This window comes from uncultured Draconibacterium sp., from assembly GCF_913063105.1.
Classification (GTDB): Bacteria; Bacteroidota; Bacteroidia; order Bacteroidales; family Prolixibacteraceae; genus Draconibacterium.
In genome coordinates this window covers 1-22781 of sequence record NZ_CAJXYQ010000002.1, presented here as the reverse complement: position 1 = coordinate 22781, position 22781 = coordinate 1, and the positions used below count along the sequence as shown (strand labels likewise).

General features: G+C 40.9%; 19 protein-coding genes. 11 read left to right on the top strand and 8 right to left on the bottom strand.

Annotation, left to right across the window (positions count from 1 at the left end; all coding sequences use genetic code 11):
- Positions 1-34: 34 nt before the first annotated feature.
- A complete protein-coding gene (locus QZ574_RS01755) occupies positions 35-727 on the bottom strand; it encodes a head GIN domain-containing protein (RefSeq protein WP_297086145.1) in 693 nt (230 codons plus the stop codon).
- Positions 728-875: 148 nt separating this feature from the next.
- Positions 876-1463, bottom strand: coding sequence for a hypothetical protein (locus QZ574_RS01750; RefSeq protein ID WP_297086143.1), 588 nt, complete (start codon positions 1461-1463; stop codon positions 876-878).
- Positions 1464-1532: 69 nt separating this feature from the next.
- On the opposite strand from QZ574_RS01750, the gene QZ574_RS01745 reads away from it, so the two are divergent.
- Entirely contained in the window at positions 1533-2693 is a 1161-nt protein-coding gene (locus QZ574_RS01745; RefSeq protein WP_297086141.1) for an iron-containing alcohol dehydrogenase, read from the top strand.
- Between the two features lie 39 nt (positions 2694-2732).
- Here the strand turns inward: QZ574_RS01745 and QZ574_RS01740 are convergent, their stop codons facing one another.
- Positions 2733-3554 (bottom strand): aminotransferase class IV, encoded by an 822-nt coding sequence (locus QZ574_RS01740; RefSeq protein ID WP_297086139.1) that lies wholly within the window; start codon positions 3552-3554, stop codon positions 2733-2735.
- 48 nt (positions 3555-3602) lie between these two features.
- Between QZ574_RS01740 and QZ574_RS01735 the strand changes: the two genes are divergently transcribed.
- Positions 3603-4172 (top strand): hypothetical protein, encoded by a 570-nt coding sequence (locus tag QZ574_RS01735; RefSeq protein ID WP_297086137.1) that lies wholly within the window; start codon positions 3603-3605, stop codon positions 4170-4172.
- Between the two features lie 18 nt (positions 4173-4190).
- Here the strand turns inward: QZ574_RS01735 and QZ574_RS01730 are convergent, their stop codons facing one another.
- The 4 genes from QZ574_RS01730 to QZ574_RS01715 form a co-directional block, all read right to left on the bottom strand.
- Positions 4191-4913 (bottom strand): response regulator transcription factor, encoded by a 723-nt coding sequence (locus QZ574_RS01730; protein ID WP_297086135.1) that lies wholly within the window; start codon positions 4911-4913, stop codon positions 4191-4193.
- A gap of 106 nt (positions 4914-5019) precedes the next feature.
- Complete coding sequence (locus tag QZ574_RS01725) at positions 5020-6024, bottom strand: histidine kinase (protein WP_297086133.1); 1005 nt, start codon at positions 6022-6024, stop codon at positions 5020-5022.
- A gap of 4 nt (positions 6025-6028) precedes the next feature.
- Positions 6029-7120: a histidine kinase gene (locus QZ574_RS01720; RefSeq protein ID WP_297086131.1), complete on the bottom strand. Its 1092-nt coding sequence runs from the start codon at positions 7118-7120 to the stop codon at positions 6029-6031.
- A 288-nt stretch (positions 7121-7408) separates the two neighbouring features.
- The gene (locus QZ574_RS01715) at positions 7409-7906 is read right to left on the bottom strand and encodes a hypothetical protein (protein ID WP_297086129.1); all 498 of its coding nucleotides are present in this window, start codon (positions 7904-7906) and stop codon (positions 7409-7411) included.
- A 270-nt stretch (positions 7907-8176) separates the two neighbouring features.
- Between QZ574_RS01715 and QZ574_RS01710 the strand changes: the two genes are divergently transcribed.
- The 7 genes from QZ574_RS01710 (at position 8177) to ettA (ending at position 15391) form a co-directional block, all read left to right on the top strand.
- Positions 8177-8647, top strand: a complete 471-nt coding sequence (locus QZ574_RS01710; protein ID WP_297086128.1) for a hypothetical protein — start codon at positions 8177-8179, stop codon at positions 8645-8647.
- 91 nt (positions 8648-8738) lie between these two features.
- Entirely contained in the window at positions 8739-10157 is a 1419-nt protein-coding gene (locus QZ574_RS01705; protein ID WP_297086126.1) for an SDR family oxidoreductase, read from the top strand.
- Between the two features lie 26 nt (positions 10158-10183).
- On the top strand, positions 10184-11464 hold the full coding sequence (locus tag QZ574_RS01700) for a deoxyribodipyrimidine photo-lyase (protein ID WP_297086124.1): 1281 nt from the start codon (positions 10184-10186) through the stop codon (positions 11462-11464).
- 51 nt (positions 11465-11515) lie between these two features.
- Complete coding sequence (locus QZ574_RS01695; RefSeq protein ID WP_297086121.1) at positions 11516-12007, top strand: DUF4405 domain-containing protein; 492 nt, start codon at positions 11516-11518, stop codon at positions 12005-12007.
- A gap of 49 nt (positions 12008-12056) precedes the next feature.
- Positions 12057-12983, top strand: coding sequence for a DUF5050 domain-containing protein (locus QZ574_RS01690; RefSeq protein WP_297086119.1), 927 nt, complete (start codon positions 12057-12059; stop codon positions 12981-12983).
- A 77-nt stretch (positions 12984-13060) separates the two neighbouring features.
- Positions 13061-13573: a hypothetical protein gene (locus QZ574_RS01685; protein WP_297086115.1), complete on the top strand. Its 513-nt coding sequence runs from the start codon at positions 13061-13063 to the stop codon at positions 13571-13573.
- A gap of 132 nt (positions 13574-13705) precedes the next feature.
- The gene (gene ettA / locus QZ574_RS01680; RefSeq protein WP_297086113.1) at positions 13706-15391 is read left to right on the top strand and encodes an energy-dependent translational throttle protein EttA; all 1686 of its coding nucleotides are present in this window, start codon (positions 13706-13708) and stop codon (positions 15389-15391) included.
- A 184-nt stretch (positions 15392-15575) separates the two neighbouring features.
- Here the strand turns inward: ettA and QZ574_RS01675 are convergent, their stop codons facing one another.
- Positions 15576-18302, bottom strand: coding sequence for a glycoside hydrolase family 78 protein (locus QZ574_RS01675; protein ID WP_297086110.1), 2727 nt, complete (start codon positions 18300-18302; stop codon positions 15576-15578).
- Between the two features lie 322 nt (positions 18303-18624).
- On the opposite strand from QZ574_RS01675, the gene QZ574_RS01670 reads away from it, so the two are divergent.
- On the top strand, positions 18625-20460 hold the full coding sequence (locus QZ574_RS01670; RefSeq protein ID WP_297086108.1) for a M14 family metallopeptidase: 1836 nt from the start codon (positions 18625-18627) through the stop codon (positions 20458-20460).
- 2 nt (positions 20461-20462) lie between these two features.
- Complete coding sequence (locus QZ574_RS01665; RefSeq protein ID WP_297086106.1) at positions 20463-22193, top strand: M14 family metallopeptidase; 1731 nt, start codon at positions 20463-20465, stop codon at positions 22191-22193.
- Positions 22194-22781: the final 588 nt, after the last annotated feature.

Here is a 22781-nt window from a genome sequence, read left to right as displayed (position 1 = left end):
ACCTCATTAAGAATTGAGGTATGAGTAGAATATTTTAATCGCGTTTTACGCTTCCCAGCCCTTCAATATCGCGGGTAACTTTTGGGTTTCCGGTATACCTTACCTTACCAACACCTTCAATTTTTGCATACAGGGTTTCCTCGGCATGTACCGAGCCTGTTCCCACTCCTTCAATTCTAAAACTGGCATCCTTAACGCGCAGTTCTTCGGCATCCACATGCCCTGCCCCCGACAGTTTTACACTCAGGCGATCAGCAATCCCGTCAAGGTTTACCAATACACCACCTTCTCCGATTATTACAACATCATTTGCTTTTAAATCAAGATTCAGCTTTGCTCCCCCTTCAACATGCACCAATAAATCGTTTAAATCAAGGTAGCCATCGGTGCGCAAATTCAAACCTCCCTGCGCTTTAATACCCTCTAAATCAACAAAAGTTATGTACAGCCGAATACGTTCATAGTTAATAAAATCCCGATCCATAATCAATTGCAATTCATCTCCCCTGTTTTCAACCCTAAGGTAATCGAGTACATCATCATCAGTAGTTCTTATCGTTAATTTGCACACATCGCCTTGTGTTAAAAATACTTTGTAACCACCTTCCATGTATATAGAGGTGAAATTGCGAACCGAATACGCCTTTGAGTCCCAATTCGAATCATCCTGAGCAGTTAACTGAAGAGTAAACAGAATTGATAATGTGAGCAGAAGTGCCGTTTTCATAGCTTTTTATTTTTAATACAACCAAAAATAAACGATACCCGGCTATGCTGTTTCATTATTTCGATGAATGCTTGAATTTAGTAGATAAATGGTGTTTTTACCTGATTTAGATTAGAGAGAATATTGGAACAGATAGCTTTTTAGAGAACTATTTTTGATGCATTTTTTGCAAAAATAGTAAACCATAAAAAATAAAACCGGTGATGGCAAGAAGCAAAAAAATATCCATTAAACTAAAACTACTCATCGAAAGAATATGGTAGCTGATAAAGACTAATGCCGTAACGGCACCAATCATAAGACTTTTAACAAATAGTTGATGATAGGCTTTTACCAATTGTGCCGAACTAATCATCCAAAACACCCCAAAAAGTAAAATCAACAATCCTTCGGGCAGCTTTTCAGCTTTTATTTCCATAAAACCAAAAACCAATGGTAATACTCCGCATAAAACAAGGCTCCGTGCTATGCTTCTTCGTATTTTAACTCGGTTCTCCTGTCGTTTTATGCGCGGAAAAAATGAAAAATGAAGCTCTTCGCACCTAAATTCTTCAGCCATTAAGTCTTGCTCCGAATATATTATTTTACGTCGAATAGCCTCCTGAACGGCAAGTTTGGCCGCTTCAGGCTGATAATGCTTGCGTAGCTTCAAAATTTCAATTAACTGTTCGTCCGAGCAATCCGGAATGTTCTTTTTAAAATCAAGCTCTGGTTTTACAGATCGTTTATGCCACATTTTATATTTTTGTACTTTGAACAGATTCAAAAACTATTCGTTTAAATTAAATAATCAAAAATAAAATTCATGTACAATTTTGAGTATAAAAACCCGGTAAAGATTCTTTTCGGGAAAGACACGATTTCAAAACTTGGCGGAGAAGTTCCGCGTGAGGCAAATATTTTAATGACCTACGGCGGTGGAAGCATAAAACGCACCGGAGTTTACGACCAGGTAAAAGCAGCCCTGGCTGGTTACAATCTTATTGAGTTTGGTGGCATTGAGGCGAATCCACACTACGAAACCTGCATGAAAGCAGTTGAAGTAGTAAAGGAAAATAAAATCGACTTTTTACTTGCTGTTGGTGGGGGTTCGGTATTGGACGCCACAAAATTTATTGCCAGTGCAGCTTTGTATGAAAATGGCGATCCGTGGGATATTCTTGCGCTTGCCGGTAAAGTAGTAGTTAAAAAGGCCCTGCCACTTGGTGCTGTTTTAACTTTGCCGGCTACCGGTTCCGAAATGAATGGCAATGCCGTAATTACCCGAGTGGAAACACAGGAAAAAAAGGCATTTGGTTCGCCTTTGGTAATGCCGCAATTTTCAGTTCTCGATCCGCAATGTGTTTTTACTTTGCCCGATCGCCAGGTTGCCAACGGTATTGTTGATGCCTTTGTGCATGTTTTTGAACAGTACCTGACTTACGACGTTAATTCGCCACTGCAAGACCGCATGGCCGAGAGCATTTTAACCACACTAATAGAAGAAGGGCCAAAAGTTTTGGCCAATAGAACCGACTACGAAGCAGCTGCAAACTTTATGTGGAGCGCAACAATGGCTTTAAACGGAATAATTGCTGTTGGTGTGCCACAGGATTGGTCGACACACCAGATTGGCCACGAACTTACCGCATTTCATGGTATAGACCACGCCCGAACGCTGGCAATTGTTTTGCCCGGATTAATGAAAATTAAACGCAGCAATAAAAAGGAAAAAATTGTGCAATACGGCGAACGTATTTGGGGAGTTAAAGAAGGAAATATTGACGAAAGAATTGATGCCAGCATTGCCAAAACTGTTGAGTTTTTTGAATCGGTTGGTATTGCCTGCCGTTTGCCCGATTATGATGTACCAAAAGACACGATAGACAAAATAGTTCAGCGCTTTAAAGAAAGTAATGCCGCGATTGGCGAAAAACGCGATATGGACTACCAGGAGATTGAAGAAATTTTAATGGATCGCTTGTAATAAGCTGGTAGCCTAAGAAGAAAATAGGGGAACAAGTAATTAGCCTTGCTTGTTTCCCAACCTCCTCACTTGAATATCCTCCTGAATTAGCTGCGCATACACTTTCATTAATTTTCGCAACAATTTATTGTTTACATCATACCCAACTTTTTCTACCTGCACTACAGGCAGTAATTTGGGCGAGGTTCCGGTAATAAACATCGCATCAAAATCTGATATCTCATTCAGGTAAATTTCTGTTTCATTTACCCGGTAGTTCAATATTTCGGCGCATTTAATTGTTTTTTGGCGGGTAATTCCTAACAAGACCTTATCTCCCGGAGGTGTAAAAATCTCATCATTTCTAATAAAAAAAACATTACTCCGACTCCCTTCCGTAACCCGATTTAAATGATCAATCAATAATACTTCGTAGAAATTATTTTCGGTCATTAGTTGGTTGGCACGCTTTCGTACCTCTGTTTGAAAAACTTTTGCATTGGGATTTACCCGTTCGGCAAATAGCAAACCACAATTCACACCCCTGACATAATCCCTGGCATCCGGATATTTGTGGGAAATAAAAAAAGCTTTCAGATTGGTTTTGCACGACAGCAAAATATTCCCCTCGTTCACCTCATTTTTAGCAATTAGCTGGTTCAAATACGATTGAATTTGTGTGCAGCTGTAACGAATTTCGCGTCCGGCCAATTCTGCCGAATAGTTAAATCGGCTAAGGTGCTCGTTTAAAAACAGAGGAACACCGTTAACAACACGTAACACCTCGTAAATTCCACCTTCATTTTCAGAAGGAATAAATGATGAAACCGGTTGTAACTGACCATTAAAAACAAAATATTTATGAATTGGAAAAAGTGCCATGTTTATCTTTTGTGGTAAATTTATAGAATTGTTTGAAAAGCAGCTTAAATGACCGTTAAAATTCCATATCCCGTACAGTTTAATCCGTATAAACATCATTTCGGATTTTTATTAGATGAGATTGTACGTTGGCAAGCTGCCAATAAAAATGAGCTAAAAGAATACCTGCAGAGAATAGGAAATAATATTTGCGACTTTTACCTCGGTGCTTTGAGTTGTCACGAGGTTTGCGCGTTTTGTTCGGAATATTTCAAACATTTAAAAATTAATAATAAACAAGCCTTGATAATCTGGCTGGGCAATTCGGATTGGAAAAAAATAAGTTTACCAGACCACTCGGAATGGTTAATAAAACCGGGCAATCTAGCTCAACGGTATGTGCACATTCATCCTGCAAAATATTCGGAGCATACCATTCGGGTACGTGCCACAACTTTAAAAACGGTATTGGCCCTCGCTATTCATCAATTACCCTTACAAACCAATACCACGCGCAACCTGCAACATGTTAATCAAATAAGAAAAGATTACCTCGACCTTTCTCCGGTAAAATCGGTACACAAAAGCCAAAGCGGAATCGTAAAACTCTGGCAGCTTTTTGAGGATAAAAGTCTTTAGTTAAGGCTAAAAATTCTACTACCCCTGCAGCTGAAGCACTTCGAGAACCGCATTTTTATAACTGCGCCCAATAGGCAGTTCCTTTCCGGGTACCTCAATACTACTTGAAGTAAAGGCCTCTATTTTTGACAGCGAAACAATAAATGATTTATGGATGCGCATAAAACTGTTTTCGGGCAATTTTTCAGCCATATTGGTCATACTGTTTTTGGTAATTATTTTTTTGTCGGTGGTATAAATTTGCACATACTCGCTCAATCCCTCCACATACAGTATTTCGTTTAACTGAACCTTAAGTACTTTTTTATTTTCTTTTACATAGATAAAAGCCTCTTCGGTGTTGCCATGTGCTACCGGTGTTGGTTGACCGGGCGGCACATCATCCTGAATGGATTGGTAGTACTTATTTACTGATTTTAAGAAACGTTCAAAAGTTATTGGTTTTAACAGAAAGTCGACAACATCCAGCTCAAAACCTTCAAGGGCATATTCGCGATAGGCAGTAGTAATAATAACTTTGGGTGGATTTTTTAAGGTACGTAAGAATTCGATTCCGGTTATTTGTGGCATCTGAATGTCCATAAACATCAAATCAATTTTATGGTTATGCAATTCTTGCAGGGCTTTCATGGCATCGCCACATTCAGCACAAATTTCAAAGTTATCGAGTTTTTCGATATGAGATCGCATCAAATCACGTGCGAGAGGCTCATCATCAATAATGAGGCACTTTGTTTTCATGGTAATACGGATTAGCTTTTGTTTTCTGTTTTCTCCGAAGTTTCTGCTTCGGTCTGTTTTCAATCTGTTATTTTAATAGTACTTAAATGCTTTACAGCGTTACAGTTTAATTGTAAATTTCTATACTGAACTCTCTGAAATTATCATCAATATTTTCAACCAGTCGGTGTTTGCCGGGGAAATTGTATTGCAGCCGCTGGTAGGTAATTTTATTGTCTTCATCGCCGGGGATTACAAAGCAATTTTCGCTCCAAAATGTAAACGAAAACAGCAAATATTTTCTCTCCGCTTTTATAATGACTGTACTTTCGAAGATTTTGTTACAATCGTAAGCCACTTTTATTGCAGAATTTATAAAAGGCAAAAGCAAAAGTGGCGGAACTACGTATGATTTTAGGTTGCCGTTTACAATAAAATTACTGATTAAGCGCTCGCCCAGGGCATGTTTATGTATGGCTAAAAACTCTTCCAATAAAAGTACCTCTTGCTCAAGCGGAATTAGTTCCTCCTTTCCTTCAAACAAAAAACGGTTTAGAAAGCCGGATATTTTGATAATCATTTCCGGAGCATCGGCCGATTCCCGGTTGGTTAAAACTTCAAGCTGGTTCATTAATGCCAAAACAATTTTAGGTTGAAGCTGGTAGCGATAGATCTCGAGTTCTGTTTCAAGGTTCGAACGCAACAATTCATCTTTCTGATACTCGGCTTTATACCACGATATACCTGCCTTTATTGCGAGAAAAACCAGAATAATATAATGATTTCCAATTCCGCTAATTACAATATTTTTCAGGTTCAGAAATCCGGGGCTAAACATTCTGCTTTTATCATACAGATAGTAAACCACGTAATTTGATACCAGTAATTCAATAACGGAAAAAAGAACCAGCAACACCAAAAAACCGACGACCAGCAGCAAGTAGCGTCTTTTAAAAAAAGTTTTGGGTAACAGCCAGTAGGCAATCAGGTAGGTATGAATGGTAAATACCGGCAGTGTAATTAAATAGTATAATAGCCATACCGTTAACGAATCTATTCCCTCGTTTAATGTTTGAATAAATGTAAACGATACAATCCAGGCCATCCAGAAAATAACATGGAAAATATACATTCTACTATTGGTATGTTGTATGCGTGTTTTCAAGTAAATTATTTACTGTTAGTTTCACTTTAAATCTATCGCCAAGGTCTTTTACTTTTAATTCGAAGCCTTTAGGTTGGTAAATTATATTCAGGCGTTTTTTTAGCCCGGAGTATCCACTTCCTTTTTCTATTTCCTTTGCTTTTTTCAGTATGGTATGTGGTTTACTGTTTTCGATCTCAATAAATATTTGCTCATTTTTCACTTGTACTTCAATAGTTATCCAGGGTGTACCCGCATCAAGACTACTGCCATGTTTAAAGCTGTTTTCAACCAATAAAAAAAGAATCATTGGAGGAATCCGGGCATCATCTAATTGGCCAACCGCATTGTAGCTTACCTGCAGGCGTTTACCATAACGCAATTTTTCCAGTTGAAGGTAATTTTCAACCAATGCAACTTCATCGCTCAACAACACAAAATCTTTTAAACTCTCCTCGATTATGTAATTCAGTACGGTTTTCATTCGGCTAATTACTTCGTTCGTTTTCCTGGGATTCAACAACGAAAGCGCATACAAATTATTTATGGTGTTAAACATGAAATGCGAATCGAACTGAGATTGTAGCAAGGTAGTTTGGGCTTTTCGATGTTGCTGCTCCAGTTTCTTTCTGAGTTTTTCTGCCAACACAAAATCTTTTGCATACTTGGCGATGCAAAACAGGGCAACAATAAAGGTCATATCTTTTGTGTTTACCACAATAAAACGCAGGTTTACCACACCCGATCGCTCGATGGTTTCGGGAGCAATAGATGCGTAAAAAATGTAATCGGAAAACACCAGTTTTAATGCCGACAAACCAATTCCAACCAACAGAAAAACAAGTATAAACCAAAGCGGTTTAGTCTTTAGCAAAAACTCCGGAATAAGTAAGAAAATAGTGATATAGGCATAGCCAAAAAAGAAAAACGAATTACCTAAAGTTGTGAGGAAAACTGTGCTAAGGCTTTTATCCTGATGCTGCGCAAATAAAATGGCTGTAAAAAACAGTACCGTCATCAGGAAAAACAAAACATGTCTTGTAATCCTGAAAGCCAAACTGTTATTATACAACAATCTATTCATTTTAAAAGCTCATTTGATAAAGTTAACAACATTTAAATAAGCCGGATAAGAATACACTTTAATACTTCGATTAAAAGCAATCTTTTGCAGATGATTTTATACCGTACGTTGCCATTTAGGTTACGTTCATTGAAAAACCCTGCGTTAGCAACGCAGGGTTTTCGTTTGTGGTAAACACCACTTTATATAATTACCCTTCCAAATTCGTTTAAAAAAACCCCCGCCCTCTGGCGGGGATTTACTTTTCATACTTCTATGAAAAAAATTGCGCTGTAATTAATGTCGTTTTTAAAAGCTTGCCTGATATTCGTCTTTTACCAGATCAGGAAAATAACAAGCTATCAATCCGAGTAAATCGTCTTGCGATTTTTTGTTCTGGCAAATCACTCGCTGCGAATAATAACTTACCTTGTCTAACTTCAGTTCCATTTCTTCTTTAGGAAGTTGCTGAAAACGAGGTTCAATTTTCTTCACCCCAAAAATATTATTACGGCAAGCGTACTCTATTTCAAACTCTTCGGTGCGAACAATAAATGTTTTACACTTTTTCTCATCTTCGCACAAAATACCGATCCTTACGGGTGTGCCCACATTTTCGTAAGTTAATTCGTAAGTTTCCAACACCTTATTGTCGTATACCATTGGTGCCTCAGAATTTACAATAGTGTATTTACCAAATTCGGTAAGCGAGTTTCCGGTCATTGCCTTTCCGTCTTTTATTTTTGCGGTGGCTCCCATGCTTAAAATTGCAATGCAAATGCTAAAAAGAACTAGTTTTGTTTTCATTGTATTCCAGTTTTAATTGTTTTACTAATTCAAATATAGATAACACACTGACGTCATGTATTTTAATTCAGCATTCAGTAAATAACAACCAACCAACAACCGGTTTTATTCTGCAAACTTGCTTCAGGGAATTTTACCCACGCATCTTTGCAGTTACCCCTGAGAAATTGCATTTGACAGATAAAGCGTGCTGTGTTTTTCGAAGAATCAGCAAAAAGTTTTCTGTATTCAATTGGCTCAGATAGAAAGTTTTAATTTAATTTGCAGACCATGGATACTGCTTCACTCAGCCACATAAAAAAGGAATTAAAGAATTTACCCCCCGAGGTTTTACAAGACATTGTTGCCCGTCTGGCAAAGTATAAAAAAGAGAACAAAGAGTTATTAAGTTACCTGTTGTTTGAAGCCGACAACGAAAGCGAATATATAAGGCAGGTGAAAGAAGAAATTGATTCACAGTTTCTGAGTTTGAATAAAAGCAGCTTTTACCTGGCAAAAAAAACACTACGAAAAGTTTTACGAACTACTAACAAGTATATTCGCTACTCGGGTCAAAAAGAAACCGAAATTGAACTACTGCTCTATTTCTGCAAAAAGCTGAAAGCTTCGCGCTTAAACTACAAACAAAGCCGGGTAGTATTTAACATGTACCTTAACCAGGTAAAACGAATTCAAAAAGTGATCTCCATGCTTCACGAAGATTTGCAGTACGATTACCGCGAAGAACTGGAAGCCTTGTAAGCGCTGATAATTAAAATACATGACGAACAAGCGCACCACAAATCTGTTACTCTGATAATAGGCATTAATGCCAAAACTTTAATTTTACCACATGCGCATACTTTTAACCGGGGCAACCGGCTATATTGGCAAACGTTTACTTCCTGTACTGGTTAACAAGGGCCACGAGGTAGTATGTGTGGTGCGCGATAAACATCGCTGTGCTTTTAGTGCTGGTGTAAAACAAGCAATACAACTTTTTGAGGCTGACCTGCTTGACGAAACGAGCCTTGAAAATATACCCGATAACATTGACCTTGCCTATTACCTGGTACATAGCATGTCGGACTCGGCAGATTACCAGGAACAGGAAAAAAAGTCGGCTGTAAATTTTAGGAATCGTTTGAACCGAACAAAGGTAAAACAGGTCATTTATTTAAGTGGCATTGTAAACGACCAGTCTTTATCGAAACACTTAAAATCGAGACTTACTGTTGAAAACGAGCTTGCCAAAGGAAATTTTGCCTTAACCACGCTACGTTCGGGTATCATAATTGGCTCCGGCAGTGCCTCTTTTGAAATCATTCGTGATTTGGTAGAAAAGCTTCCGGTAATGGTTGCTCCTCGTTGGCTAAAAACGCGTTGTCAACCCATCGCCATTTCCGATGTTATCCGGTTTCTTATTGGATGCATAAACGATACTACGGTATTCAATAAAAGCTTCGACATTGGCGGAACAGAAATACTCACCTATAAAGAGATGCTTCTGCTTTTTGCACACGAAAGAGGGTTAAAACGGCTTATTGTTACGGTACCTGTAATGACACCCCGCCTATCGTCGTATTGGTTATATTTTGTTACTTCAACCTCGTATAAACTGGCCACATCCTTGGTTGAAAGTATGCGGGTAGAGGTAATTGCCCGACCCAACTCACTTGCCCAACACTTTGGCATTCAACTACTCACTTACAGCGAAAGTTTAAAAAAAGCATTTATAAAAATAGAACAAAACGAAATTGTTTCAAGCTGGAAGGATTCCTTTATAAGCGGACAGCTCAGCGGACAACTTTCCGACTTTATTAATGTTCCTAAGTTCGGGTGTTATACCGATGTTCGGGTAATGCCTGTAGCTTCTCCTGATTTTGCTATTGAAAAAATCTGGCGAATTGGAGGAGCAACAGGCTGGTATTATGCCAACTGGCTGTGGCAAATACGTGGTTTAATGGATAAAATGGCCGGAGGAGTAGGTTTGCGAAGAGGACGAACCAGTTCCGACTCAATCAAAGAAGGTGATGCCATTGATTTCTGGCGGGTAATTTATGCCAGTAAAAACGAAGGACGTTTGTTGCTATATGCCGAAATGAAATTGCCCGGTGAAGCCTGGCTCGAATTTAAACTTCGGAATAACCAACTGGTGCAAACCGCTACTTTTAGGCCAAAAGGCTTGTGGGGGCGTTTGTACTGGTACATGGTGATGCCTTTTCATGAGCTTATTTTTAAAGGAATGCTTAGAAAAATTGTTAACGAATAAATACCTTTATTCAGCAAAAAAAACAAATGATTACGCTTACCTGGTTACGCAGAGATTTACGGTTAAACGACAATACAGCTTTGCAACAAGCCTTAAAAGGCCCCAACAAAGTTTTGGTTCTTTTTATTTTTGACACCAACATTCTGGATGAGCTGGAAAAAAACGATGCACGTGTAAGCTTCATTCACCAACAGCTGGAGTTGTTAAATTCGCAATTGGTAAAAATGAACTCTGGGCTGCTGGTAAAAACCGGCGATCCGCTTAAGGTATGGCAACAGCTGGTAAACGAATATAATATTGGCGAGGTACATTTTAATCGGGACTACGAACCTTACGCCACCAATCGCGATAAACAGGTGCAACAGTTTCTGCAAAAAAGCGGAATTGCCTGCTATTCGCACAAAGACCAGGTTATTTTTGAACCACACGAGGTGTTAAAGCCCGATGGTACACCCTACACCGTTTATACTCCCTATAAAAACAAGTGGCTTCAGAAATTTAATCCTGCCAATGTGGAAGTGAAAGAATCATTAACGTCAAATGCTTTTGCCAAAATAAGAGGAAATATTCCGGCATTGCACAAGATTGGCTTCGAGGTCGCGAAGGTAAAAGTTGAGCCTTACGATCTTTCGGTGGTTGCTAATTATGCCCAAAAACGTGATTTGCCCGCAGAAAATGGCACCAGTAATCTAAGCGTTCACCTGCGATTCGGGACAGTAAGCATACGGCAAATTGTAAAACAGGTGTATGCTTTATCGCCGGTTTTTCTGAGCGAACTTATCTGGCGCGAATTTTTTATGCAAATTCTTTATCATTATCCGCGGGTGGTAAACGAAAACTTTAAAACCAAATACAACGGAGTGCAATGGCGCAACAATGAAGATGAATTTAAACGCTGGTGCAAGGGAGAAACCGGCTACCCCATTGTTGATGCGGGCATGCGCCAATTAAGCCAAACAGGTTACATGCACAACCGGGTGCGTATGATTACTGCCGGTTTTTTGTGTAAACATTTACTGATTGACTGGCGTTGGGGCGAGGCCTGGTTTGCTAAAAAATTATTGGATTACGAGCTGGCCTCAAACAATGGCAACTGGCAATGGGCTGCCGGAACCGGCTGCGATGCTGCTCCCTATTTTCGTGTTTTTAATCCAACTGAACAAGTGAAGAAATTTGATAAAGCGTTGAAATACATCAAAAAATGGGTTCCCGAACTGGATAGCTTCGCTTACCCTCAACCAATGGTGGAACACAAAATGGCTCGCGAGCGGGCACTGGAAGTTTATAAAAAAGGACTCATTAATTAAAGCATCAATCAACAATACAAGCGGGCTATGCCAAAAAACAACGCTAAAAAAATGTCGAAAGCATCACGTAATTATTATTTTAACATCCTAACCTTCTTTCCCTTTTTGCTACTTCTTTTCTCCGGAATTATCGTTTTGCGCTACCACGGAGGTACGGATTACAACATAAGCACTCTTTCGCTCTCGGGGCACCAATGGCTAAAATTGCACCAGTTGGTAGCCCTGGTTGTTATTCCACTAATCGGTCTGCACCTCTGGTTACATAAATACTGGTTAAAAGCGCTGTTTTCATTTAAAAAGAAAAACAAAAGTAAAAACAACGATTTAAACATTGGCTTGCTGCTGATTTTTTTATCATGTGTTGTAACGGCCTTACTGGCGTGGGTGATTGTTAAAGACGAAAAACTTGCCGACCTGCTACGCGAGGTGCATAACAAACTTGGGCTGGCACTAATTTTCTTTTTCATTATTCACCTGGCCAATTATTATAAGTGGCTGGTAAAAATGACCCGTAAAAAACTGGGAAAGAAAACTGAAAAATAATGATGTAGATGCATTTTAGTACCTTTAAACCAGCAATAAATTAAATAGCATGAAGAAATCACTGTTCCTGTTTTGGCTGTTTTTAGTCCCGTTTTTTAGCACCGCACAAATGAATAATATAAAATCAACGCTGGAGATTTTTAACATTGAAACCAGCAAACGTACCGTTTTCTATACCGAAGATGATCATTTTGAGGCACCCAACTGGAGCCCCGACAATAAATACCTGCTTATAAACCAGGCCGGAAAGCTTTACCGGGTTGATTCAAAAACAAAACAAAAAACCATGCTGAACTCCGGTTTTGCCAACCAAATAAATAACGACCATGGTATTTCGTTCGATGGAAAATGGCTGGCTATTAGCCACCATGCAAAGGCAGCACCAACTAAGGGAGAAGCCCCAAAAGAAGGCTCGCGGATTTATGTTATGCCAATAGATGGTGGCATCCCGCGGGCGGTAACTCCAAAAGTACCCTCGTACTGGCACAGCTGGTCGCCCGATGGTAAAACACTCGTTTATTGTGCCGAACGTAATGGCGAATACGATGTTTATTCCATATCGGTTGACGGAGGCGAAGAAAAACGATTAACTACAAACCCGGGACTTGATGATGGCCCTGAATATTCGCCCGACGGGAAACTTATTTACTACAATTCAATGGCTTCGGGCCAAATGGAGATCTGGCAAATGAATGCCGACGGGTCTGCACAAAAACAACTTACCAACGACAGCTACTCCAACTGGTTTGCCCACCCCTCGCCCGATGGGAAATACCTGGTTTTCATCAGTTACCTCGAAGACCAGGGCAGCGCTCACCCACCCATGAAAAATGTTGCCTTACGATTGCTGAACCTACAAGCCGGAACCATAAAAACACTTTGTTCTTTTACCGGCGGACAAGGCACCATTAATGTACCCTCGTGGTCGCCCGATGGCAAACGTTTTGCTTTTGTTTCGTATGCGTACATCAAGTAGTTTTTTCAGCTATTTTTGTTGGCAAGGTCTTTATTAATAAAACAATTATTATCTTCATTGCATCAAATTTTAAATCAATGCAAACAGAAGAAACCTTCAACGAACAAGTTAGCAAGGAATATGTAACCGACGAAACAAAACAGCAATTGGAATTAACTGAAACCATCAACCGCGATTTACACGCTGCAGGGAAGTGGAGTTATTTCCTGTCGATTGTTGGATTTATTGGCACCGGCTTAATGGTTTTTGCCGGAATAACAGTTAGCATTGTTATGGCCTTTCTGCCGAATAAGGAAGCCGATATTTTCCCCTTTCCGCCTGTACTTTTAGGCCTACTCTACCTCATCATGGCAGTTGTTTACTTTTTCCCAATTCTCTATCTGTTCCGGTTTTCAAACAGCATTAAAAGCGCCGTTGCCCTAAAACAGCAGCAACAATTGGCTAAGGCATTTACCAACCTAAAAGCCCACTACAAAACTTTCGGTATAATTATGATTGTTTTTCTGTGCCTGTATCCAATTCTAATTATAGGAATGGTGCTATTTGGTATTTTTTCCGGAATTGGAGGGGCTGAGGGTATTCCGGCGTAAGCAATAAAACATTTTTTTATTACCCCATTTAGAACTGCTAATTCCTTTTTGGAATCACCTATTCCGTGCAACAAATTTACGTTGCAGCGTCGTTGTTTTTTATATTTTTGCACCCAAATAAAAAAAGAAACAATGAGCGACGATAAAAAGATAATTTTTTCGATGTACAAGGTGAGTAAAACCTACCCACCCAGTAAAACAGTAATTAAAGACATTTCGCTTTCGTTTTTCCTCGGTGCCAAAATCGGTATTATCGGCTTAAACGGCTCGGGTAAATCAACCTTGCTTCGAATTATTGCCGGACAAGACACGGCCTTTAACGGCGAGTTGGTTTTTGCCGAAGGTTATTCGGTTGGGTTGCTCGAACAAGAGCCGCAGCTCGACGAAAGCAAAACGGTTATCGACATTGTAAAAGAAGGCATGCAGGAAACAGTAGATGTACTGGCCCGTTACGAACAGATTAACGAAGAGTTTGGCTTGCCCGAGGTGTACGAGAATCCGGATAAAATGGAGGCGCTAATGGCCGAACAGGCCAAGCTGCAGGAACGCATGGACCAACTGGATGCCTGGAACCTCGACAGCAAACTGGAGCGTGCAATGGATGCCTTAAATTGCCCGCCAAACGACCAGCCCATCAGCGAACTTTCGGGTGGAGAACGCCGCCGTGTGGCCTTATGCCGCCTGCTTTTACAAGAGCCGGATGTGCTGTTGCTCGACGAACCTACCAACCACCTGGATGCCGAAAGTATTTTGTGGCTGGAAGCCCACCTCGACCAGTACAAAGGCACGGTAATCTGCATTACCCACGACCGTTATTTCCTGGATAATGTGGCAGGTTGGATTCTGGAGCTTGACCGTGGACAGGGTATACCTTGGAAAGGGAACTACAGCTCGTGGCTGGAGCAAAAATCGAAACGTCTGGAGCAAGAAGAAAAAGGAAGTGCCAAGCGCCGAAAAACCCTGGAGCGCGAGCTGGAATGGGTACGCATGGCACCAAAAGCCCGCCATGCCAAAAGCAAGGCCCGTTTAAGTGCCTACGATAAAATGCTGAACGAAGACGCCAAACAAAAAGAAGAAAAGCTTGAAATTTTTATCCCGAACGGGCCACGCCTGGGTGATAAGGTGGTTGAAATGGATGGCGTTAAAAAAGGCTTTGGCGAAAAACTGTTGTTCGAAGACCTGAGTTTTAAACTTCCTCCTGCCGGAATAATCGGAGTTATTGGGCCTAACGGTGCCGGTAAAACCACACTTTTCAAATTAATAATGAACCAGCTGGAAGCCGATGCCGGAAGCATTGTTATTGGCGAAACCGTGGCTACCAGTTACGTCGACCAAAGCCATGCCGCCATCGATCCGGAAAAAACAGTTTACCAGGTGCTTTCTGGCGGAACTGAAACAATTATGCTGGGCAATAAGCAGGTAAACGCCCGCGCTTATGTAGGCCGTTTTAATTTTAATGGTGCCGATCAGGAAAAAAAATGTGGCGTACTGTCGGGTGGTGAGCGTAACCGTTTGCATTTGGCCCTGGCCTTAAAATCGGAAGGCAACCTCTTGCTGCTCGATGAGCCAACCAACGACATTGATGTAAATACCTTGCGTGCTTTGGAAGAAGGTTTGGAAAACTTTGCCGGATGTGCCGTGGTTATCTCACACGACCGCTGGTTTCTCGACCGCATTGCCACACACATTTTGGCTTTCGAGGGCGAAGGGCATGTTCACTTCTTTGAAGGTTCGTTCTCGGAATACGAAGAAAACCGCAAAAAACGTTTGGGCAACGAAACACCAAAACGTTTTAAGTATAAAAAACTAAAGGCATAGAAAAAGTTTAAACACTTATCAAACAATCATCATTCCCCGGTGTCACTACCTTGTATAGAAAATTGCGGCAGAATTCCTTAATCAGAATCCTGCCGCAATTTTCTTTCAGTTACACCGAAAATCATAGCTGATTTCCTGCAACGAGCCACAAAAAACCATTAACTGAAAATTAAATATTCAGCAACTACTCGCCCATCGTATAAGTAAAAGTATAAGTTCCCGAGCCTACCGAAACTGTTACATCTGTGCCGGCTTGTTTAGCGCCTGATTTGAGGTCCTCATTCATCAAAATTTCCGACACTTTTGCTTTTGGTAAAACTACCTCGGCAGAAGTATTTGCAGGAATTTCAACCTGATAAGTCATCTGCCCGTCACTGATCTTCCAATCCGATTTTATCAGGCCATACATCGAATCAAATTCAGCATTGGCAAAAGTAAGTCCCCCACCCGGATGTGGTGCAAGCATAAATTTTTTGTAGCCCGGATGCTTTTCGTCTACTTTTATCCCTGCAACATAACCATACAACCACTCGCCAATTGCCCCATAGGCATAGTGGTTAAAACTATTCATGCCTACACTCTGGAAAGTACCGTCGGTTTTTTGTCCATCCCAACGCTCCCAGATAGTAGTAGCACCTTGTGTTACCGGATACAACCACGAGGGGTATTGGGTGCGGTTTAAGAGCATAAATGCGAGGTCGTCGCGGCCAATCTCCGACAGGGTTAAACACAGCAAAGGTGTGCCCAGAAATCCTGTAGTAAGATGTTTAAATTTTTCCACATCGCCACTTAAATAAGCAGCCGCTTTGGCTTTTAAGTCATCGGGAATAAGATCAAAAGTTAGTGCCAAAACATAAGCTGTTTGGGTGTGCGATACCAGTCGACCATTGGGTGTAACAAACTCGTTTATAAAAGCTTGCTTAATGTTTTCTGCTTGTTTCAAGAAATGCGCCGCATCATTATTTTCACCAATAATCCGGGCAATTTTTGCCGTTAGCCGGGTGGTATAATAAAAATAGGCAGTGGCAATCAGGTCCTTTTCGGTGGTGGCCCCCGGATAATCCGAGCGAGTAGTAGCAAAAGCCAGCCAATCGCCAAAATGCTGATCTCCAATCCACAAAAAATCGTCACCTGCCCGTTCGCTCATGTATGCTACCCACTTTTTTATGGCCGGATAGCTCTCCTCTAAAATACGCTCATCGTTGTAGATTTTATAAACCGTCCACGGAATAATGGCCACTGCATCAGCCCAACCAGTTGCTGCCCCCTGGCCGTTTAAAACATCAGGAATAACATGTGGTACGCTGCCATTTTCCAACTGATCGAGCGCGACATCTTTCATCCACTTAGTGTAAAAAGCAGCCACATTAAAATTAAAAGCTGCTGTTGGAGCAAAGGCTTGTGCATCGCCGGTCCAGCCCAGGCGCTCATCGCGCTGCGGACAATCGGTGGGCACATCCAGGAAATTACCTTTTTGCCCCCATTGAATATTATGTTGAAGCTGGTTGATTAAATCGTTTGAGCAGCTAAAGGTTCCCGTAGGTTTCATATTTGAATGAATTACAACTCCGGTAATATTTTTATTGGCAGGTGCCTCTTTTAATCCAATTAACTGCAGATATCGAAATCCATGAAAGGTAAACTTAGGCTCGAAAACAAGCTCTCCGTTTTTTGCAAAAACATACGTATCGGTACATTTTGCTGCACGCAGGTTATCGGTGTAGAAATTCCCGTCCTTGTCAAGCACTTCGGCAAATTTTAGTTGTACCGTGTCGCCTTTGTTACCTGTCATTTTCAAGCGCACCCAACCTACCATATTCTGCCCCATATCGTAAACCATTTCGCCTTTAGGGGTGGTTAATTGCTTTATCGGCTTAAGCTCGTTGATTACCGTTACCGGATTACCCATTGAAGCTACCAGGTCAATAGCCGGGTTATCGATCAATTTCGCAGCTTTCCAAGCAGTATCATCAAAATCGGATTTACTCCAGCCAGACATTTCGTAGTTGGCATCGTAAAGTTCGCCATTGTAAATATCCGATTCGCGAATGGGGCCGTGGCTGGCTTTCCAGCTCTCATCGCTAACAATTGTTTCTTTAGAACCATCGGTGTATTCAATGTTCAGCTGAACCAGGAGTGCAATATTTTCGCCATAATGATTGCGGTTACCACTCCAGGCTATAAATCCCCGGTACCACCCGTCGCCGACAATAGCACCAAGTGCATTTTCGTTCTCCACCAACTCACTAACATCATATACCTGGTATTGCACCCTGTTTTTATAGCTTGTCCATCCGGGAGTAAATAACTGATTTCCTACCTTTTGGCCATTTACATATAACTCGTATAAACCAAGAGCACTTACACAGGCCCTTGCCGTTTTTATTTTTTTAGAGGTTTTAAACGTTTTGCGGTAATAATGTGCAGGTGTTGACTGTTTTGCTTTTATTTCCTCTTCCAGGGTAATCCATTTTGCTTGCCAGTCGGTTTTATTCAGCAATCCGGTTTCCCAATAGGCGGGTTCGCTCCAGGCGCTGGACTTATCATTATTGTCCCACACACGCACCTGCCAGTACACGCGCTGTTTTGAAGCCAGCTCTGGTCCTTCGTAAACCACATTTACCGATTGAGGTGATGAGATTTTTCCCGAATTCCAAAGCTGTTTACTCCTTGAAGAAAGATCTTTTAATGTGGAGGCGACCCTGATTTCATAGGCTGTTTGCGTAATGTTTTGCTCATCAGAAAACAGCTGCCAACTTAAGCGGGGTTGAACAACATCAATGCCTACCGGGTTGTTGTGGTATTCGCAAAGAAGGTGGCCAACACCAGTTTTGGCATTTACAAATGGGGTAAAAAAACTTAAGTAAACGATTAAAACGAATGTTTTGCGTAAAGCTTTTACATGCATCATTTTGTTTGATTTAATTAGTTTAGTATAATTTAAAGTATAAAGGTAATTTTCCTGTACGCCAATGGCAATACCATTAATGATACTTTATTTATATTTTTTGGCACTACAGCCCTTACAATTACATGGTTAAAAAAAATAATCTGTCGACAAAACTGAACATAAAAATAAATTTTTGTCATCAAACAGCACTTTTCTAATAAAAAAATGTAATTTTCACACTAAAGGCAAAACATATTTCTTTTTAAGTAAGCATCAAATAAAAATGGCGCTTAAACTGAAATTCAAAAATTAACAAAGAAACATTTTAAAGAAACACATTACTATGGTAAAAAGACTGCTTTTTCTGTGCCTGTGTTATGCATTCGGCTTAACGAACGCTATACTTCACGCACAGTCTGACACCGGATTTGACAAATACCATTCGAACCGGGAAATTCAGCAAATTTTAAACAACTTTCCTTCTGCAACTACCAAATTACATAGGGTGGCAGAAAGTCCCGGAGGAAAACCAATTACGATTTTAGAAATTGGTGCTAACCTTACAGATGTACCAGCCATTTTTGTGGGTGCCAATTTCGAGGGAAATGTGCCATTGGCAAGCGAAGGAGCGCTTTACCTGGCAAAAATGTTGCTCGATTCCACCAAATACACCAACAAGCTAAAATGGTACGTTATGCCGCAGCCTAATCCTGACGCTGCAGAAGCTTATTTTTCAGCACTAAAAACAGGCAGTTGCCTTAACAGTTTTAACGTAAATAACGATGCTGATGAGCTATCAGGAGAGGATGGCCCCGATGACTTGAACGGCGATGGCATGATTACACAAATGCGGGTAAAAAGCCTTGAAGGCGATTACCAGGTATCGAAATACGATGTGCGTTTGCTGGAGAAAGCCAATTCAAAAAAAGGAGAACGGGGAATTTACAAAGTTTATACGGAAGGCTTTGACAACGACAAAGATGGCAAATACAATGAGGATGGCCCCGGAGGTATAAATGTGGGTATTGCATTCCCACACCTTTTTCCGTACGAGGATAAAAACGCCGGCTTATTTGCCGGACAAACACCTGAGGTATACGGAATCATGCGTTTTATTTACGATCGCCCCGAGATTTCTATGGTGTATACACTGGGAACTTCAAACTTTTGCCTGGTGCCTCCCAAAGGTGGGCGTAAAGGCGATGCCAATCTTGATAAAATAAAAATACCATCGCGCTATGCCCGCCGGTTAAATGCCGATGCCACAAAAACCTATACCATGAAAGAAGCCATTGCGCTTTTTGAGGCTATTGTGCCGGCGGGTACCGAAGTTACTCCTTCGATGGTTGCAGGATACCTTAATTTAGGTGCAGTGGTTAATCCGCTTGACGAAGACCTGGTATTTTATAAAAAATATGCCGAAGACTATAAAAACTACCTGAAAACCAACAATTTTTCAACAGAAACACTGGAGCCCGAAGCGGCTAAAGATGGTTCGTTTGAATTGTGGGCCTACTACCATTTGGGCCTTCCCTCTTTTAGCATGCGCTTGTTTGCTATTCCAACCGCGCCAGCTGATGACGATACCGAAACTGACGAAAAAACGGCCAAAAAAGCAAAACAAGAAGCAAAAGATGAGCTGAATAAAAAAGATAAGGCTTTATTGGCTTACATTGACAAAGAACTTGATGGCAAAGGTTTCGTTCCATGGACAAAAGTTGAACATCCAGACTTTGAGAATGTAGAGGTTGGTGGTTATGTTCCTTACCTGGAAACCACTCCAAAGCCTGTTGCAATCGACTCATTATTAAAAACCCAATTGCCATGGCTCTTGCGCCTTTCGCAACAACTGCCAACTTTTAAATTTGAAAATGAAAAGATTACGGCCATGGGTGGAGGCATTTATAAGATTGAATTATTTGTGGCAAACAACGGAGCACTTGCTCACCCCATTGCCATGGGACAACGCAACAGTCAACCGGCACCGCTGGTTTTAACTCTGGATGGCGAAATTGATTTTCTGGAAGGGAAGAAACGCACTCCGGTGGGTGCCATTGGTGCAAACCAGGTAAAAAAATACACCTGGCTGATAAAAAGCAATAAATCAAAAAAACTGAGTGTAACATTAGAATCGGCAACCTTTACCGATGTTGTTAAACAAATTAAAATTGGAGGATAACCATGGTACAAAAAATATATACGCTACTTCTTCTTTTAGGAATTGCCTTAAGCTCGTTTGCAGGGAATAACCCAAAAATTGAAGTGCCACTGCGTTTCGATCATTACTACGACTATGAAGATGTAGTGAAAGCCCTAGAGGTATTACACGAAGCCTATCCCGAACTCACCAAACTTGAATCGATTGGTGAAAGCGAGGAGGGACTAAAAATTTATGCCCTTACCATTAACAACAAAAAAACCGGTCACGAGCATGACAAACCCGGCGTTTGGCTCGATGGAAATATTCATGGCAACGAAATTCAGGCCGGAGAAGTTTGTTTGTATTATGCCAATATGCTGCTTACAAAATACGGAGAAAATAAAAAAATAACCGAAGCCGTTGATCGTAATGTTCATTACATAATTCCGGTGATTAATGTTGATGGCCGCTCGCATTTTTTTAAAGACGGGCACACGCCCAGTTCGAGCAGAAGCCTGCGAGTACCAAAAGATGACGATGGCGATGGATTATTTGATGAAGATGCTCCAGACGATTTGGATGGCGATGGCAGTATTTGCCAAATGCGTATAAAAGATGAAAATGGCCAGTATAAAGCCGATCCGGAAGATCCGCGTATTATGGTGCGTGTAAAACCCGGAGAAAAAGGGGAATATACGCTGCTTGGCTCGGAGGGAATTGATAACGACGGAGATGGACGGTTTAACGAAGACGCCGAAGGCTATCTCGATCCGAACCGAAACTGGGGCTACCACTGGATGCCACCGTATGTGCAACGTGGTGCCGGAAATTTCCCGCTTTCGGGGCTTGGAATTAAAGCTGTTGACGAATTTGCAGCAAAACACCCAAATATCATTATCAACTTTTCATTTCATAATACAGGCGGAATGTGGCTGCGTGTACCCGCCGACAAGTCAACTCAAATACCGGCAGCCGATATTGCGGCCTACGATGTAGTGGGAAAAGAAGCCCTTAAAATTACTCCGGGATATGTTTATATGCCTTCGCATGAACTGTACCCTACCTATGGCGACTCCGACGGACAAATGTTTTTTGTGCATGGCTCTTACTCTTTTGTGGGCGAATTATTTATGCGCTCGCAGGAAACCTACAAGGAAAAAAGCGATAAACCCGGTACAGCGAAGAGCACCGAAAACGATAGAAGCGAACGTAGCCGCGAACAGCTAAAGTTTAACGACAACGTGGTGCAGGGCGAATTGTATAAAGAATGGAAAAGCTACAATCATCCTGTATATGGTGAAATTGAAATTGGCGGTTGGGTAAAAATGAGCTCTCGCCTGCCCCATCCTTTTATGCTGCCCGACCTGGTACACCGCAATGCATCGGTGGTTTTACTGGCGGCTAACGAAACACCCGAGGTTGAAATTGATGTTTTTGATACAATTGAACTGGGAAATAAGCTGCAGAGGGTTCGGGTTCGTTTAAAAAACAAAAACGGATTATCAACCATGACAGCCCAGGCTGTTAAGGATAAGCTCTATACTATCGATCACCTGAAAGTTACCGGCGCAAAAGTTATTGCCGGTGGTAAAATAAATAACTATCGCCTCAACCAGGTGAGTTACAAAGAACACAAACCCGAAATTCAGTTCTTTGCCCTGCAAGGCCATGCCACAGCCGAATACGAATTTATTGTTGAATGCAAGGGAACATTAAAACTGGAATACGTTTCGCAAAAAGCAGGAACAACCAGTAAAACAATTCAACTTTAGTTTAAAAATACAACAGGAGTGCTCGCGTCCATGAGCACTCCTGTTTTTCAGAATTTAAATACCTGAAGTAATAAAAAATCCCGGCGTCCACTCCGGGATTTTTTCTCTTAATCCAGTCTATTAACAACTTAATGAATCTAACTAATCCTCTTATCCTATTTCATCTATGGGTTTGTACACTACAAATGTAATAGCTTCATTGTTTCTATTGGAAGATAAAAGGCTGAATTGGATTGAGTTTTAAGCTGATTTAAGTATTCAGAAATGCCTATAACCCAAGGAGTGATTCTACTTGAAAAAATGGTAATAAACTGTTTCTGATACATTTTTAAGATGCTTTTTTATGCAACACAAAAGTTTGTAAAATTGGCACTGTCCGGTCTGTTACAACTGTAATTCCGGATCAGTTAGAATTTCAGGTGGAGCAACTCATTTAATTAGCTTGCTAAAATATGAAAGCCGAATCAATTAATAAGCTTAAACCCTCGCCGGGCAGGCCTTCATTTCTCCTTAGATGAGAAACGAAGCAAAGAATCAAGTCAAAAATAACCTTTGTGTTTTTTCAAAGTTACCAAATAGCACGATTGA

Coding starts and splice junctions, on each gene's coding strand:
- QZ574_RS01700 (WP_297086124.1), top strand. CDS start 10,184: ATGATTACGCTTACCTGGTTACGCAGAGATTTACGGTTAAACGACAAT.
- QZ574_RS01720 (WP_297086131.1), bottom strand. CDS start 7,120: ATGAATAGATTGTTGTATAATAACAGTTTGGCTTTCAGGATTACAAGA.
- QZ574_RS01715 (WP_297086129.1), bottom strand. CDS start 7,906: ATGAAAACAAAACTAGTTCTTTTTAGCATTTGCATTGCAATTTTAAGC.
- QZ574_RS01755 (WP_297086145.1), bottom strand. CDS start 727: ATGAAAACGGCACTTCTGCTCACATTATCAATTCTGTTTACTCTTCAG.
- QZ574_RS01710 (WP_297086128.1), top strand. CDS start 8,177: ATGGATACTGCTTCACTCAGCCACATAAAAAAGGAATTAAAGAATTTA.
- QZ574_RS01740 (WP_297086139.1), bottom strand. CDS start 3,554: ATGGCACTTTTTCCAATTCATAAATATTTTGTTTTTAATGGTCAGTTA.
- QZ574_RS01705 (WP_297086126.1), top strand. CDS start 8,739: ATGCGCATACTTTTAACCGGGGCAACCGGCTATATTGGCAAACGTTTA.
- QZ574_RS01725 (WP_297086133.1), bottom strand. CDS start 6,024: ATGTATATTTTCCATGTTATTTTCTGGATGGCCTGGATTGTATCGTTT.
- QZ574_RS01665 (WP_297086106.1), top strand. CDS start 20,463: ATGGTACAAAAAATATATACGCTACTTCTTCTTTTAGGAATTGCCTTA.
- ettA (WP_297086113.1), top strand. CDS start 13,706: ATGAGCGACGATAAAAAGATAATTTTTTCGATGTACAAGGTGAGTAAA.
- QZ574_RS01730 (WP_297086135.1), bottom strand. CDS start 4,913: ATGAAAACAAAGTGCCTCATTATTGATGATGAGCCTCTCGCACGTGAT.
- QZ574_RS01735 (WP_297086137.1), top strand. CDS start 3,603: ATGACCGTTAAAATTCCATATCCCGTACAGTTTAATCCGTATAAACAT.
- QZ574_RS01670 (WP_297086108.1), top strand. CDS start 18,625: ATGGTAAAAAGACTGCTTTTTCTGTGCCTGTGTTATGCATTCGGCTTA.
- QZ574_RS01695 (WP_297086121.1), top strand. CDS start 11,516: ATGTCGAAAGCATCACGTAATTATTATTTTAACATCCTAACCTTCTTT.
- QZ574_RS01750 (WP_297086143.1), bottom strand. CDS start 1,463: ATGTGGCATAAACGATCTGTAAAACCAGAGCTTGATTTTAAAAAGAAC.
- QZ574_RS01745 (WP_297086141.1), top strand. CDS start 1,533: ATGTACAATTTTGAGTATAAAAACCCGGTAAAGATTCTTTTCGGGAAA.
- QZ574_RS01685 (WP_297086115.1), top strand. CDS start 13,061: ATGCAAACAGAAGAAACCTTCAACGAACAAGTTAGCAAGGAATATGTA.
- QZ574_RS01675 (WP_297086110.1), bottom strand. CDS start 18,302: ATGATGCATGTAAAAGCTTTACGCAAAACATTCGTTTTAATCGTTTAC.
- QZ574_RS01690 (WP_297086119.1), top strand. CDS start 12,057: ATGAAGAAATCACTGTTCCTGTTTTGGCTGTTTTTAGTCCCGTTTTTT.